The sequence below is a fragment of the Streptococcus sp. 2020WUSS089 genome (assembly GCF_044427405.1).
In the GTDB taxonomy this organism is placed as follows: domain Bacteria; phylum Bacillota; class Bacilli; order Lactobacillales; family Streptococcaceae; genus Streptococcus; species Streptococcus hashimotonensis.
On the sequence record NZ_JAOTGD010000007.1, the window covers coordinates 31,438 to 47,505 of the forward strand.

Annotated in this window: 13 protein-coding genes; 11 read left to right on the forward strand and 2 right to left on the reverse strand. The window is 46.7% G+C overall.

The features are described from left to right. Positions 1–3: 3 nt before the first annotated feature. From ODU46_RS06810 to fni, 5 genes are all read left to right on the forward strand, one after another. Positions 4–1,281: an MATE family efflux transporter gene (locus ODU46_RS06810; protein WP_105135832.1), complete on the forward strand. Its 1,278-nt coding sequence runs from the start codon at positions 4–6 to the stop codon at positions 1,279–1,281. A gap of 330 nt (positions 1,282–1,611) precedes the next feature. Next, the gene (mvk, locus tag ODU46_RS06815) at positions 1,612–2,547 is read left to right on the forward strand and encodes a mevalonate kinase (RefSeq protein WP_398579418.1); all 936 of its coding nucleotides are present in this window, start codon (positions 1,612–1,614) and stop codon (positions 2,545–2,547) included. Next, entirely contained in the window at positions 2,540–3,565 is a 1,026-nt protein-coding gene (gene mvaD, locus ODU46_RS06820; protein ID WP_253216696.1) for a diphosphomevalonate decarboxylase, read from the forward strand. The genes mvk and mvaD overlap by 8 nt, the downstream gene beginning before the upstream one ends. 1 nt (position 3,566) lies before the next feature. Continuing rightward, on the forward strand, positions 3,567–4,646 hold the full coding sequence (locus tag ODU46_RS06825; protein ID WP_398579419.1) for a phosphomevalonate kinase: 1,080 nt from the start codon (positions 3,567–3,569) through the stop codon (positions 4,644–4,646). A gap of 10 nt (positions 4,647–4,656) precedes the next feature. Beyond that, positions 4,657–5,754, forward strand: a complete 1,098-nt coding sequence (fni, locus tag ODU46_RS06830) for a type 2 isopentenyl-diphosphate Delta-isomerase (RefSeq protein WP_398579420.1) — start codon at positions 4,657–4,659, stop codon at positions 5,752–5,754. Positions 5,755–5,900: 146 nt separating this feature from the next. Here fni and ODU46_RS06835 read toward each other — a convergent pair whose 3' ends face one another. Together ODU46_RS06835 and ODU46_RS06840 are read right to left on the reverse strand one after the other, a co-directional pair. Further along, the gene (locus ODU46_RS06835; RefSeq protein ID WP_398579421.1) at positions 5,901–7,649 is read right to left on the reverse strand and encodes an ABC transporter ATP-binding protein; all 1,749 of its coding nucleotides are present in this window, start codon (positions 7,647–7,649) and stop codon (positions 5,901–5,903) included. Further along, on the reverse strand, positions 7,639–9,381 hold the full coding sequence (locus ODU46_RS06840) for an ABC transporter ATP-binding protein (RefSeq protein ID WP_105135838.1): 1,743 nt from the start codon (positions 9,379–9,381) through the stop codon (positions 7,639–7,641). The genes ODU46_RS06835 and ODU46_RS06840 overlap by 11 nt, the downstream gene beginning before the upstream one ends. Positions 9,382–9,638: 257 nt before the next feature. Between ODU46_RS06840 and ODU46_RS06845 the strand changes: the two genes are divergently transcribed. From ODU46_RS06845 to dnaK, 6 genes are all read left to right on the forward strand, one after another. Then, positions 9,639–9,905: an ACT domain-containing protein gene (locus ODU46_RS06845; protein WP_027972534.1), complete on the forward strand. Its 267-nt coding sequence runs from the start codon at positions 9,639–9,641 to the stop codon at positions 9,903–9,905. A gap of 11 nt (positions 9,906–9,916) precedes the next feature. Then, the gene (locus tag ODU46_RS06850) at positions 9,917–11,254 is read left to right on the forward strand and encodes a PFL family protein (protein WP_044689797.1); all 1,338 of its coding nucleotides are present in this window, start codon (positions 9,917–9,919) and stop codon (positions 11,252–11,254) included. A gap of 175 nt (positions 11,255–11,429) precedes the next feature. Then, a complete protein-coding gene (locus tag ODU46_RS06855; RefSeq protein ID WP_044677167.1) occupies positions 11,430–12,125 on the forward strand; it encodes a histidine phosphatase family protein in 696 nt (231 codons plus the stop codon). Positions 12,126–12,446: 321 nt separating this feature from the next. Next, on the forward strand, positions 12,447–13,481 hold the full coding sequence (gene hrcA / locus ODU46_RS06860; protein WP_044761805.1) for a heat-inducible transcriptional repressor HrcA: 1,035 nt from the start codon (positions 12,447–12,449) through the stop codon (positions 13,479–13,481). Between the two features lie 12 nt (positions 13,482–13,493). Then, positions 13,494–14,006 (forward strand): nucleotide exchange factor GrpE, encoded by a 513-nt coding sequence (gene grpE / locus ODU46_RS06865; protein WP_398579422.1) that lies wholly within the window; start codon positions 13,494–13,496, stop codon positions 14,004–14,006. Positions 14,007–14,093: 87 nt separating this feature from the next. Then, a complete protein-coding gene (gene dnaK / locus ODU46_RS06870; RefSeq protein ID WP_024417547.1) occupies positions 14,094–15,917 on the forward strand; it encodes a molecular chaperone DnaK in 1,824 nt (607 codons plus the stop codon). Positions 15,918–16,068: the final 151 nt, after the last annotated feature.

Genomic DNA, 16,068 nt, shown 5'->3' on the forward strand with positions numbered 1-16,068 from the left:
ATTATGAACAAACAAACCTATAAAGAAATTTTAACTATTGCCTTTCCAGCCATGGGGGAAAACCTTCTCCAGATGTTAATGGGGGTAGTAGACTCTTATCTAGTAGCCAGTATTGGCATCGTAGCTTTGTCTGGAGTTTCCCTTGCTAATAATATTTTAGCCGTCTATCAGGCGGTTTTTATTGCCCTAGCAGCAGCGGTGTCTTCTCGTTTGGCTCAGACTTTGGGTAAAGAGACTTCAGAAGGCATTGGAGGAACTGCTAGTGAAAGTGTTAAGTTTACAGTTTTTATCGGTCTCCTTTTAGGAATTTTTTCAGTTCTGGCAGGTCCAATAGTACTTACTAGCTTGGGAGCAGAGTCAGAAGTGGTACGGGCTGGAGGTCTTTATTTGATATTGGTTGGTGGGGGAGCACTTTTTTTGGGACTTATGACAAGTTTGAGTGCAATCTTACGAACCTTGGGGGAACCACGTTTTCCTATGTATATCAGTCTGCTTTCTAACATTTTAAATGCACTATTTTCAGCATTTGCAGTCTTTGTGCTTCATGCAGGTGTAGCTGGGGTTGCGATTGGAACGGTATTATCGCGATTTATTGGTTGTAGTCTGCTTTGGTCTCGCTTACCGATTTCTTTAAAACCATGGACCTGGTCCTTTGATAAAGAACTGCTTAGACTTGCCCTGCCAGCAACTGGTGAACGGTTGATGATGCGGGTGGGAGATGTGGTAGTCGTAGCTTTGATTACCAGCTTAGGAACAGCGACGGTAGCTGGAAATGCGATTGGAGAAACCCTGACGCAGTTTAATTATATGCCGGCTTTAGGGATTGCTACCGCGACAATCATCCTTACAGCGAAACACAGACAGGATAAGGCTATGGTCCGACATATTTTTCGAACAAGCTTTGGCCTTTCTTTGCTGTTTATGTTTTTGGTAGCTGGTGTGACTTATTTTGCGGGTCCTTTCCTAATCGATCTTTATACTAAGGATATTCAAGCAGCACAAGCTAGTCAAACAGTATTATTTTATGCCATGTTGGGAGTTCCCTTTACAGCTGGCACTCTTATTTTGACAGCTCTGTGGCAAGGTTTAGGAAATGCTAGATTACCCTTTTACGCCACAACTATCGGTATGTGGCTAGTGCGGATTGGCATAGCTTATTTACTTGTAACATTTTTTAAAATCGGTTTGTCAGCCATTTGGATTGCAACGATTTTAGATAATGCCTTCCGAGCAGGGGTGCTATTTTTTCAGTATAGGTATTCAAAACAAGAATCAATTTAAGATAAGGCTAAGAAAACTTTCAGTTTTGTTTAAGTTCAAAGATTTATACTATATTCAAGCTAGAAATAGCGAATTTCTTTTTCATATAATCTCCTAGAGAACAGTCGGCTGCGGTCGGCTGTTTTCGTGTTTCGGCACATTTTGGAAGTTTGCTTAGTTATATTCGTCCATCTTTTCACCTAAAGGTGTCCCTATCTCTAAGTCGCACGCGACAAAGAGCTAGGTATCATATAATCTCCTAGAGAACAGTCGGCCGCGGCCGGCTGTTTTCGTGTGTTTTATTCTTATGTAAAAGTGGTATAATAGTAGTGATTGTATAAGGAGAAAAGTATGTCGGTAGTAGGAAAAGCAAATGGAAAAATCATTTTGATGGGAGAGCATGCGGTGGTCTATGGGCAACCAGCAATTGCTATGCCTTTTTCTGCTGTTGAAATTATTGCTCAGGTAACTGCTCAAGGGGAAGCGCTGACTGTTGCTTGTGACTTCTATAAAGGCTTAGTTCACAAGATGCCAAAAATCTGGGAAAGCCTCAAGCATGCCATCCGTTTCTCGCTCTATCGTATCGGAGCACCGACAGACCCAGCTATTCATATCGAGATTAGTTCCACCATTCCTGCTGAGCGAGGCATGGGTTCCAGTGCAGCCGTGGCAGTTGCAGTGGCACGCGCCCTCTTTGCCTACTATGAAAAAGAACTGACTGACAGCGAACTCTGGGACATCGTTCAGTCTTCGGAAAAAATTGCTCACGGGAATCCATCAGGCATAGATGCGGCGACCACCAGCGGCAAGTCCCCCGTCTTCTATATCAAGCACCAGCCCATCGAACCCTTGGAGCTGAAACTCCGTGCCCACTTGGTAGTGGCTGATACAGGTGTGACGGGAAATACCCTAGAAGCCATTTCAGACGTGGCGGATTTGTTGGAGAAAAGGCCAGAGGCTATCAAACTAGTAGAAGAACTGGGCAACTTGACCCGACAGGCCAAGGAAGATTTAGCCACAGACCAGGCAGAGCTTCTAGGCAGCAGAATGAACCAAGCTCATGCCCTCCTACAAAAATTAGGCGTGTCTGATCCTAGCCTGGATAAGCTAGTCAGCCTTGCCCAAGAAAATGGAGCCCTGGGAGCCAAATTAACTGGTGGCGGTCGAGGTGGCTGCATGATTGCCCTGGCAAGAACAGCCCAGGATGCCCAAAATCTTGCACACATCCTTGACCAAGCAGGTGCCCGCCAAACCTGGATACAGTACTTAGGAGAAACCAATGACTAAACAAACAGGCATAGCCCGTGCCCATACCAATATTGCCTTGATTAAATACTGGGGAAAACGCGATAAGGAATTATTCCTACCCATGAATTCCAGTTTATCCCTGACCCTTGACGCGTTTTATACGGATACCAAGGTCGTTTTTGACCCAGAATTAACTGCGGATGAGTTCTATCTCAACGGAATCTTACAAAAAGAAAAAGAAATTTTAAAAATTTCTCGATTTTTGGATTTGTTTTGCGAATATATAGGTGAAAGGGCATTTGCCCGAGTGGAAAGTCTAAATTTTGTTCCGACTGCGGCTGGTTTGGCCAGCTCAGCATCAGCCTTCGCAGCACTTGCACTGGCAACCGCAACTGCCTTGGATTTAGATTTGTCACCAGCCACCCTATCAACCCTTGCTCGCAGGGGTTCTGGCTCTAGCACACGTAGCCTATTCGGTGGATTTGTCGAGTGGGATATGGGAACGGGTTCGGAAGATTCTATGGCTCATCCCATTGACGATGCCGATTGGGATATTGCCATGGTCGTCTTAGCCGTCAATACTGGGCCGAAGAAGATTGCCAGTCGAGAGGGAATGGATCACACGGTTGCCACCTCACCATTTTACACAGCCTGGGTAGAAACCGCCAAACAAGACTTGGTGGACATCAAGGCAGCTATTGCCAACCGTGATTTTGAAAAACTTGGTCAGATTACGGAACACAACGGCATGAAAATGCATGCGACAACTCTATCTGCTAATCCGCCCTTTACATACTGGTCAGCCGATAGCCTAGTGGCCCAAGAGGCAGTCCGTCAGGTTCGTGAGGCAAGTGGCTTATCAGCCTACATGACTATGGATGCCGGACCGAATGTCAAGGTCCTCTGCCGAGCAAGTCAAATGGATGAGCTAGTAGCCGAATTGGGCAAAGTTTTCCCAAGGGAGAAAATCATCACCAGCAAGCCTGGTCCTGCTGCCTACGTCCTCAGTGAAGATGATTGGCAGGCCTCACAAGTAGCGTTTGAAAAGGGCTTGTAGCATGAAAGTACAAGTAAAGATACCTGGAAAACTCTTTCTAGCAGGGGAATACGCAGTTGTCGAGGCAGGCTATCCCGCAGTGATTGCGGCCCTTGACCAATACCTGACTGTCACCATTGAAACAAGTGACCGAGGCCTTCTTCATTCCAGCCAGCAAGCAGACCTCTATCTGACCTGGGAGCGTAAGGAAGGTGTCGTTCATGTCCAAGGTGACCATCCCTATGCTCTGATTGAAACAGCCATGCAGGTGACAGAAGCCTATCTGACAGCCAAAGGTCAGTCCTGTCAAGCAACCTACAGCCTAGTGGTCCAATCTGACCTGGATGACCAGACTTCAGGTGCCAAGTACGGCTTGGGGTCGTCAGGGGCAGTGACGATTGCGACGGTCAGGGCCCTGCTGACCTACTACGGTCACCGACCAGATGCCCTGCTGACCTATAAGCTGGCAGCCTTGGCCCAGACCAAGCTGGGCATGACGGGTTCCTTCGGTGACTTGGCGGCTTCCAGTTTTGGTGGCTTGATCGCCTATCATTCCTTGGACCGTTCTTGGCTTTTAGGGAAAATGGCAGAGCTGTCCCTGCTTGATCTGGTAGAAAGTGATTGGCAAGGTTTGTCCATCAGCCCTATCCAGCTACCAGAAGGCTTAGACCTCTTGGTTGGTTGGACAGGGTCGGCGGCTTCGACAGATCGATTGGTTTCCCAGATGGAAAGCCAAAAAAGTCAGGCAGAAAAAGAGCAAGTTCATAGCCAGTTTCTAGCCGACTCCAAGACCTGTGTAGAGCAGTTGATAGTAGCTTGTCAGACAAATGACTCAGCGTCAGTAAGACAGGCCATTGCTCAAAACCGCAAGCTCTTACAAGACTTTGCGAGAGGAATGGGCTTGGTTATTGAAACGCCTCGACTGAGCCAACTCTGTGACCTGGCCCAGACTTATGGAGCGGTGGCCAAATCATCTGGTGCAGGCGGTGGTGACTGCGGCATTTGCTTGGTAGACAGTAAGGAACAAAAAGTAGCGATTGAGAAGGCTTGGCAACAAGCCAGCATTCTTCCACTCCAACTAAAGATCACAAGTAGAGAATAAGGAGAACCCTATGTTTTATCTAGGAGAATTTGGTTTAGACCGCAAGGATCAACACGTTGGCTTGGCCAACCAGCAATATAGTGTCACACCGGCCAAGGACTTTACGGAGACCTTGTTTGTCCATCATTCCCTACCTCAGACCAAGGTGGATGAAGTGGATATTTCGACCAGTGTAGCTGGTTTGGACTTTGCCTTTCCTTTCTTCATCAATGCTATGACCGGTGGAAGCAAGAAGACGCGGGAAATCAATCGTCTGTTGGGAATTATGGGGCATTTTGGGAAGATTGCTCTGGCTTCGGGTTCGGTTAGTGCGGCGATTAAGGATCCGTCTGTTGCGGAAACCTTCTCCGTTATGCGTCGGGAAAATCCTTATGGCATTATTTTTGCCAATCTAGGTGCCCACCACAGTGTTGAGAATGCCAAGCGGGCGGTGGATTTGTTGGAGGCCAATGCCATCCAAATCCATGTCAATGCACCCCAGGAGATTGTCATGCCTGAGGGAGACCGTGACTTTACCATGTGGTTGAAGAATATTGAAACCCTAGTGCGGGAGATGGAAGTACCGGTCATCGTCAAGGAAGTTGGTTTTGGCATGAGCCGAGAAACGGTTGCCCAGCTGGCTTCTGTCGGTGTCAAGACCATTGATGTGTCTGGTACTGGGGGGACGGATTTCGCCAAGATTGAAAATGTCCGTCGGACCTTCAATGATTATACCTATTTAGAAGGTTGGGGTCAGTCAACTGTGACATCCTTGGTAGAAGCCATGTCTGTTCCTGAAGAAGTTCGTCCAAGTCTGATTGCATCTGGTGGTATTAAGACACCACTAGATATTGTCAAATCATTGGCCCTCGGTGCAGACCTTGTTGGGATGTCCAATCATTTCCTTCAGTATGTCAAGGATGGTAAGGGGCATCGTTTTGATGACGGCCTGCAGGCTATTAAAACTTTCCAATGGCAGATGGCAGAAATCATGACCATGCTGGGTGCTAAGAACATTGCGGAACTCCGTCAGAAAGATTTGGTCTTGGCTCCTAATGTACAAAACTGGTGTGAGGCTCGTGGGATTGACTGGAAAGCCTATGCCCGTCGGTCACGAGGGTTGAAATAAACTGGACAGGCATGACTGTGACAGACTACAAGAAAGAGCAGGAAGTGCAATAGGAAGGAGTCTGCAATCAACAGATTCGCTGAAAAATCTACACACATAAAAAAGCCAAGTTCTTTGTGAACTTGGCTTTTGTTGCGGTGTGGTTTCTAGGTCGCTGACAATTGCCCGGCTTGCAACTGGTACATACGGTGGTAGTGACCTCTGAGGGACAGGAGTTGTTTGTGGTTACCAGATTCAATGATTTTTCCCTTGTCCAAGACATAGATGCAGTCGGCATCTTGAATAGTTGATAGGCGGTGGGCGATAGCAATGGTTGTCCGCCCTTTTCGCATTTTCTCAAGAGAAGTCTGGACTGTCTGCTCCGTCTCAGAATCGATATTGGCGGTAGCCTCGTCTAAAATGAGAATCTTAGGTTGACTGGCCATGGTGCGTGCAAAGGCCAGAAGTTGCCGTTGACCTGTCGAAAAGGAGGTCCCCCGCTCAGTGACCAGGTGGTCATATTTCTCAGGAATTTTCTCAATAAAGGGAGCAGCTTCCACAAATCGAGCCGCGTCCTCAATTTCCTCCTGGGAAACACCCCGATACATCTGGATATTGGTCGCAATGGTTCCGTGAAAGAGGAAGGGATCTTGCAGGACTAGGCCAATCGCGGACCGCAATTCTTCTTGCGAAAAGCTACGAATATCCTGACCGTCAATCAAAATCCGTCCAGATTGGAACTCATAGAAACGCATAAAGACATTGATGATAGAGGACTTGCCCGACCCCGTAGCACCCACAAAGGCGATGGTCTGCCCCTGTCTCACTTCAAAGGAAACCTTGTCCAGAATTTGTCGCTTACCGTCATAGGAAAAGCAAACATCCTCAAAGACAATGTGCCCCTTGTCAATCTTGGCCTCTCGGTCCAGCTGTAGTGGCTCCTCGATGGTCTGGTCCATGAGCGTAAAGACCCGTCCGGCAGATACCATAGAGGTTTGAAGGGTGGAAAAATGCTGCGTGACATCCAGCAAGGGATCGAAAAGACGATTGACATACTGGATGAAAGCATAGATAAGACCAGCAGAAATTCCAGCCTGTGACCAGTCCAAACCAAAATAAGTCATGAGTAGGGCATAGGCCAAAATCTTAACAAGTGACAGGGCAGGGCGGAGAAAGAGACTGTCCAAGGCCATAGAATGACTGGCATAGTCCAGATGTTCCTGGTTGATAGCTTCAAACTCTGCTTTTAAGCGGTCCTCCTGAGAAAAAGCCTGGATAATCCGAATTCCCTCAATACTTTCAGCCAGTTTGCTGTTGATAGAACTCAGCAGGCTCCTGGTCTTAGCCACAATGGGAGCAGACCGCTTCCGGTACTGTTCAACTAGGACGAAAATCACGGGCAGAAAGAGAACGATTAGACTGGTCAATTTCCAATCCAGAGCAAACATTGTCGAAAGAGTCGTGATGATAATAAAGAGAGCTGAGATAAAACTGGATAAAATCCCTGAAAACATCTCCGAAATGCTCTCTGTATCATTGGTGATTCGCGAAACAATGGAACCACTAGGAGTCTGGTCAAAGTAAGTCATTCCCAGTTTTTCCATTCTCTCAAAGGCATCCCTGCGAATATCTCTCACAATGCTATAGGAAACTTTAGCAAACCAGAGATTTCCAAAATATTGAAGCACCATTTGGAGCAGATAGAGGGCAAAGTAGACCGCTAGAATAGCCACAGCAGTCTCTGAAATAGTAGAAATGTAGTGGTCGATAAAATAAGAGGCTAGAAGGGGAATTAGACTGCGAACCACGGTAGTCAGCAGCAAAAAGCTCAAGGCAAGGACTGTCAGCAGTCGATAAGCTTTGAGATAGGACAAGAGTCGCAAAAAAACACTAGCTTGCTTGGTTTTAGAGAGCATGACTTTCCTCCTTTTCGAGTTGCTGCATCATATAGGTATCGTAGTACCAGCCTTTTTCATCTAGTAATTCTTGGTGACGACCTCGCTCTACGATTTTCCCATCTTCAAGGACCAGAATCAAATCGGCATGGACAATAGCTGACAGGCGATGGGCGGTGATAATGGTGGTTTTGTCAAGGCGTTCTTTCTTAATGGTTTCAAGAATAGCGTGTTCTGTTTTAGCATCTACCGCTGAGAGCGAGTCATCCAAGAGCAGGATATCTGGATTGAGAATCATAGCACGGGCCATAGCCAACCGTTGTTTTTGTCCGCCAGAAAGGGAAATCCCCTTCTCGCCAACCATGGTATCAAAGCGGTCGGGCATATCCTGAATATCCTCATAGACATGGACAGCCCGAGCGGCCTCTTCTACCTGATCTAGAGATAAATCGGGATTGCCGAAGCGGATATTTTCGGCAACGCTGGTCGCAAAGAGGAACTGGTCCTGGGGTACATAGCCGATTAATCGTCGTAGGTCAGCTAGCTTGTAGTTCTTGATATTTTCTTGATTGAGCAAGATCCGTCCATTTGTCACATCGTATTCTCGCATGAGGAGCTTGAGCAGGCTGGTCTTCCCAGAACCTGTTGGCCCCACAAGGCCAATTGTCTGCCCTTTTTTGATGTGAAACTGGATGTCTTGGAGGACTGGTATGTTATCATAAGCAAATTCGCTAATCTCATAGACAATCTCTCCATTGCTCGGTGCAGGAAGCGGTTGATCTGTTTCAATAACCTCTGAGGAAATGCTGAGAAGAGTCTGAATCCGATTGTAAGATACATCACCACGCTGGCTAATATTGACCAAAAAACCAATCGCCATAAGAGGCCAGACTAGGAGATCTAAATAGGTCATGAAAGTTACTAGTTGGCCTAGACTGACCTGACCTTGCGAGATGAAGTGAGAGCCGACTAGAAGGGTCAGCAGGTAGGACAGGCCAATGAAGAAGAGGACGGCAGGGTTGAACAGGGCATCGTACCGCATGGTTTTGATATTCTGCAAGAAGGCTACTTGGTTGACTTCCTGAAAAGCCGCCGTTTCTTGTTCTTGGTAGCCAAAGGATTTAGTGACCTTTATACCAGAAACAGCTTCCTGTACCTTGTTGTTAAGCTCTGAAAAGGCTGCTTGTGAAGCCTTGAAATTTTCATGGGTACGACGGCCTAGAAAATTAGTAGTGAGTGTCATGAAGGGCAGGGGGAGGATTGAAACCAAGGTCATCTGCCAGGAAATGCTCACACTCATGGTGACCAGTGTAACCAAGGCAGTAACGGTAGCATCAACAAAGGACATGACGCCACCACCTGCTAGTCGGGTCAGGGCATTGATATCATTGGTTGCGTGGGCCATTAAATCCCCAGTCCGATATTGCTGAAAAAAGGTTGGATGCAGGTGCATAAAGTGGTCAAACAGCCGAGCCCTCATGATTTTTCCTAGACGATAAGATGTTGCCAGGATGTTCATTCGCCAAAGATAGCGGAGGCCGTACATGGCCAAGGCTGACAAGATGAGCCCAGCTACCCCGAGTAGCAAGCGGTGCTCAGTCAACTGTCCGCTGGCAATCTGGTCAATCAACTGCCCCATGATAGAAGCGGGAAGGAGATTGAGGACGCTGACCAAACAGAGTGATAAAATCCCAATCAGGTAGGCCTTTTTCTCAAGAGAAAAGAACCACCATAATTGTTTGATAATCTTCATAAGTATCCTTTCTGAACAAAAGAAAGGTTGGTAGCTTGTCACCACCAACAATCTAGTGAAATTCGGTGACACTAGTGTATCATAGACTGGCAGAAATAGAAAGTTTGCAACTTAAAAACTAGGCAACTCTAGCCGTAGCCGAATAGAAGAAACAGTTGGAGTTGTAAACACGTATGATAGAGGTAGAATCTAGACGATTTCTACCTTTTTCTGTCTATTTATGATAAAATATATGAAAATTTAGAAGAGGTGTTCAGATGAAAGCTATTGTTACAGTTGTCGGTAAGGACAAGTCAGGGATTGTTGCGGGTGTTGCAACTAAGATTGCAGAATTGGGACTCAATATTGACGATATTTCCCAGACAGTTTTGGATGAGTATTTTACCATGATGGCGGTGGTGTCATCGGATGAGAAGAAAGATTTCACGCAACTTCGTTCAGAATTGGATGCTTTTGGTCAAAGTTTGAATGTGAAAATCAACATTCAAAGTGCGGCGATTTTTGATGCTATGCACAACTTGTAAGGAGAGCGGTCATGGATATTAGACAGGTTAGAGAAACCATTGAGATGATTGAGGAGCAGCACTTCGACATTCGGACCATTACCATGGGGATTTCCCTCTTGGACTGTATCGACTCGGACATCGATAAGGCTGCTGAGAAAGTATATACCAAAATTGTGACCAAGGCCAAGAACTTGGTAGCGGTTGGTGATGAGATTGCGGCGGAGCTAGGAATTCCCATTGTCAACAAGCGGGTATCGGTAACGCCAATTGCTTTGATTGGTGCGGCGACGGATGCCACGGATTATCTTCCCTTGGCTCATGCCTTGGACAAGGCAGCTCATGAGATCGGCATCGATTTTATCGGAGGTTTTTCAGCTCTGGTTCAAAAGGGTTACCAAAAAGGGGATGAAATCCTTATCAACTCCATACCGCAGGCATTGGCCCAAACCTCCAAGGTCTGCTCGTCGGTCAACATCGGATCGACCAAGACGGGCATCAACATGACGGCTGTGCGGGACATGGGGCGGATCATCAAGGAGACGGCGGAGGCTTCTGATATGGGGGCGGCCAAGCTGGTGGTCTTTGCCAATGCGGTCGAGGACAATCCTTTCATGGCGGGTGCCTTCCATGGTGTCGGCGAGGCGGATGTGGTCATCAATGTCGGCGTGTCTGGGCCTGGTGTGGTCAAGCGTGCCCTTGAAAAAGTGCGTGGCGAGAGCTTTGATGTGGTGGCAGAAACCGTCAAAAAGACGGCCTTCAAGATTACCCGTATCGGTCAGTTGGTCGGCAATATGGCCAGCGAACGCCTGGGTGTCAAGTTCGGGATTGTGGACCTGTCCCTTGCTCCGACTCCAGCCGTTGGCGACTCGGTGGCACGGGTTTTGGAGGAAATGGGCTTAGAAACCGTAGGTACGCACGGAACGACTGCTGCCCTGGCTTTGCTCAATGACGCAGTCAAAAAGGGTGGGGTCATGGCCTGCAACCAAGTCGGCGGTTTATCAGGTGCCTTTATCCCTGTGTCTGAGGACGAGGGCATGATTGCGGCGGTACAAAATGGCTCGCTTAACCTTGAAAAATTGGAAGCTATGACGGCTATCTGTTCAGTTGGTTTGGACATGATTGCCATTCCAGAAACAACGCCAGCTGAAACCATTGCAGCTATGATTGCGGATGAGGCGGCTATTGGAGTTATCAACCAGAAAACCACTGCGGTCCGTATTATTCCACTTGGAAAAGAAGGAGACATGATTGAATTTGGCGGCCTTCTGGGAACAGCTCCTGTTATGAAGGTCAATCAAGCTTCGTCTGTGGACTTTATCAACCGTGGTGGACAAATTCCAGCACCGATTCATAGTTTTAAGAACTAAAAACGTAAACCGATTGCGACAAGCAGTCGGTTTTTTGTTATACTATAGTCGAGTGAATTAGCTTTCAGACAAGGAACTGAGGTGCAGGTAGTACTAGAGTACAGCAAGCCGAAAGTGACGATGTATCAAAGCTAATTCAAATGACTATATAGTAAGAAAAGACAAGGAGAATACTATGGCGGACGTAAGATTATATATTTCTCGACATGGGAAAACCATGTTTAATACCATCGGGCGCGTGCAGGGCTGGTGTGATACACCGCTGACCAAGGCTGGTGAGGAAGGGATTCGTGAATTGGGCTTGGGGCTCAAGGATGCAGGCCTTGATTTTAAACTAGCCGTATCCAGTGACCTGGGGCGGACCGTTCAGACCATGACCATTGCCCAGCGTGAGTTGGGAATTTTAGGAAAAATCCCATATTACCAAGACAAGCGTATCCGTGAATGGTGCTTTGGTAGTTTCGAGGGCATGTATGATGCCGAGCTTTTCCAAGGTGTCCTGCCTCGTTTGAAAGGGACAGTTGATGCGACAGGCATGTCCTTTGCGGAAATCGCAGCAGGTATCCAAGAGGCAGACACCGCTGGCTGGGCGGAATCATGGGAAGTTTTGAGCAATCGTATCCTGACAGGCTTTGAGGCGATCGCCCAAGACTTGGAAAAGCAGGGCGGCGGCAATGCCCTTGTGGTCAGTCACGGTATGACCATTGCAACCCTGGCCCATCTGTTGGAGCCAGAGCGTGGTGCCAATGTCTTCCTGGATAACGGCTCAATCACCGTCCTCAAATACGAAAATGGCAAGCTTTTAATTGAAGCAGTTGGGGATTTGTCCTACCGCAAACGTGGGGCAGAATTGATTGCCCAAGGGAAATAAAGATATGAAATCAGGGATATTCTCTGATTTTTTTGATTGAAGTAGGGAAGTAACTAGGTCCTTAGATCGATTTTTAGCACTCTAGGTAAAAGAGTGCTAATTTTTTGGTTTTTTCTCTTGACAATCCATTTTTTCGGCGTATAATGGGAGTATAAGCAATTAGCACTCTATAGACGCGAGTGCTAATCGCTCTTCGAAAATCAACACTATCCGTTGTCAGCTTGCCTTTGTGAACCTCAGTTCTACATTCGGCTTCGCTTCCTAGGCTACTGTCGATTTTCATTGAGCGTAACTAAAACAGTGTTCATGAAAGGAGCGGAGATGATTACCCAACGTCAAAATGATATTTTGAATCTGATTGTTGAATTGTTTACGCGTCATCATGAGCCGGTTGGTTCTAAGGCCTTGCAGGAGATGATTGCTTCTAGTTCGGCTACCATTCGCAATGATATGGCTAAGCTAGAGCAACTGGGCTTGCTAGAAAAAGCTCATACTTCAAGCGGTCGGATGCCCAGTCGGGCTGGTTTTCAATACTTTGTCAACCACTCGCTCAACTTGGAACACATCAATGAAGAAGATGTTTATCAGGTGGTCAAGGCCTTCGACTTTGAAGCCTTCAAGTTGGAAGACATCTTGGAGCGGGCCAGTACAGTCCTAGCGGATTTGACAGGCTACACTTCGGTCATCTTAGATGTGGAGCCGACCAGTCAGCAGTTGACTTCCTTTGACATCGTGCAACTCAGTAGCCATGATGCCTTGGCAGTCTTGACCTTGGATCAGTCCAAACCTGTCACTGTTCAGTTTGCCATTCCCAAGAACTTTTTGACCAGGGACTTGGAAGTGCTCAAACGCCTGGTGGATGAACGCTTCGTTGACCAGACGGTCTTGGCAATCCACTACAAGCTGCGGACGGAGATTCCCCAGGTGGTGCAACGTTACTTTACCACGACGGACAATGTCTTGGATCTCATGGACTACATCTTTTCCAACCTCTTCCAAGAATCAGTCTTTATCAGTGGAAAGGTCGCTTCGCTGACCTATGGCAATCTCGCCACCTATCAGCTCTTGGATAGCCCACAGCTATTAGCCCCAGAGTTGCGGCAAGGCTTGGCGCCAAACCAGCAGACCAGCATTTCTGTGGCGGAACATAGGGATCCTGCCCTAGCGGATGTGACAGTCATTCATCATCGCTTTCCAATCCCCTATCGGGGCATGGCCCAGATGAGTTTGCTTGGTCCTGTTGACATGGACTACCGTAGGCAGATGAGCTTAATCAACATCATCAGTCGCGTCCTATTTATGAAATTAACCGATTACTACCGATACTTAAGTAGCAATCACTATGAAGTCAATTAGAAGGAGAATGCTTTGTCAGAAGAAATCAAAAACGAAGAAATCGTAGAAGAGGTTGAAGCAACAGAAGAAGTTGTGGAAACGCCTGAAAAGTCAGAATTGGATTTGGCAAATGAGCGTGCAGAGGAATTTGAAAACAAGTACCTCCGTGCCCATGCTGAAATGCAAAACATCCAACGTCGTGCCAACGAGGAACGCCAAACCATTCAACGTTACCGTTCGCAAGATTTAGCTAAGAAAATCTTGCCAAGTTTGGATAACTTGGAACGCGCGCTTCAAGTCGAAGGATTGACTGATGATGTCAAAAAAGGCTTGGAAATGGTACAGGAAAGCTTGATTCAAGCCCTCAAAGAAGAAGGGGTGGAAGAAGTCGCAACCGATGTTTTTGACCCAAATCTTCACATGGCCATTCAAACTGTTCCAGCCACAGACGACTGCCCAGCAGAACACATCGCACAAGTCTTCCAAAAAGGCTACAAGTTGCATGAACGTCTGTTGAGACCTGCTATGGTGGTGGTGTCGGAATAGTCGCTCTGCTATTTTCCAAAAAAGAAACTTGACCGAAATGTCGTAAAACTACTTGAAAAGAAAGTAAATTAAAAAGAGGTAAAACATATGTCTAAAATTATCGGTATTGACTTAGGTACAACAAACTCAGCAGTTGCAGTTCTTGAAGGAACTGAATCAAAAATCATCGCAAACCCAGAAGGAAACCGCACAACTCCGTCTGTTGTGTCTTTCAAAAATGGTGAAATCATCGTTGGTGACGCGGCAAAACGCCAAGCGGTAACTAACCCAGATACCATTATCTCTATCAAATCAAAAATGGGAACTTCTGAAAAAGTTTCAGCAAACGGAAAAGAATACACGCCACAGGAAATCTCAGCAATGATTCTTCAATATTTGAAAGGCTACGCTGAAGAATACCTTGGTGAAAAAGTAACGAAAGCCGTTATCACGGTTCCTGCTTACTTCAACGATGCCCAACGTCAAGCAACAAAAGACGCTGGTAAAATCGCAGGACTTGAAGTAGAACGTATCGTCAACGAACCAACTGCAGCAGCTCTTGCTTACGGTTTGGACAAGACTGACAAAGACGAGAAAATCTTGGTATTCGACCTTGGTGGAGGTACTTTCGACGTATCTATCCTTGAGCTCGGTGACGGTGTCTTTGACGTACTTGCCACAGCAGGTGACAACAAGCTCGGTGGTGACGACTTTGACCAAAAGATTATCGACCACATGGTAGCAGAATTCAAGAAAGAAAACGGCATCGACTTGTCAGCAGACAAAATGGCTCTTCAACGTTTGAAAGATGCAGCTGAAAAAGCCAAGAAAGATCTTTCAGGTGTCACTTCAACTCAAATCAGCTTACCGTTCATCACTGCAGGTGCAGCTGGTCCGCTTCACTTGGAAATGACATTGACTCGTGCCAAATTTGATGAATTGACTTACGATCTTGTAGAACGTACAAAGATTCCAGTTCGTCAAGCTCTTTCAGATGCAGGACTTAGCTTGTCAGAAATTGACGAAGTCATCCTTGTTGGTGGTTCAACTCGTATCCCAGCCGTTGTAGAAGCTGTAAAAGCTGAAACTGGTAAAGAGCCAAACAAATCTGTAAACCCTGACGAAGTTGTTGCTATGGGTGCGGCGATCCAAGGTGGTGTTATCACTGGTGATGTCAAAGACGTTGTTCTTCTCGACGTAACACCATTGTCACTTGGTATCGAAACAATGGGTGGCGTATTTACAAAACTCATCGACCGCAACACAACTATTCCAACTTCTAAATCACAAGTCTTCTCAACTGCGGCGGACAACCAGCCAGCTGTTGACATCCATGTGCTTCAAGGTGAGCGTCCAATGGCAGCAGACAACAAGACTCTTGGTCGCTTCCAATTGACAGACATCCCTGCAGCACCTCGTGGTATCCCACAAATCGAAGTAACATTTGACATCGACAAGAACGGTATCGTTTCTGTAAAAGCCAAAGACCTTGGTACGCAAAAAGAACAAACAATCGTTATCCAATCAAACTCAGGTTTGACAGACGAAGAAATCGACCGCATGATGAAAGATGCAGAAGCAAACGCTGAAGCGGATAAGAAACGTAAGGAAGAAGTGGACCTTCGTAACGATGTGGACCAAGCAATCTTTGCGACTGAGAAAACGCTTAAAGAAACCGAAGGTAAAGGCTTCGACGCAGAACGCGACCAAGCTCAAGCAGCTCTTGACGAGTTGAAAGCAGCTCAAGAAGCTAACAACTTGGACGATATGAAAGCTAAACTTGAAAACCTCAACGAAAAAGCTCAAGCCCTTGCAGTGAAACTCTACGAGCAAGCCGCAGCAGCACAACAGGCAGCCGCAGGCCAAGAAGGTGCCCAAACAGCTAACAACGCAGGCGATGATGTCGTAGACGGCGAGTTTACTGAAAAGTAAGATGTGAGAGCGTTAAAAGAACGACAGAAAAATAGGAACTTGACGCTGAATGCTTGCATTCAAGGAAAGTTATCTTTTTTCCGAAGTTCTTAGCTCGAACTCAGTTCTTATCTTATCGAGAATAGGAATTCAGAAACGAGCAGTTGGTCTG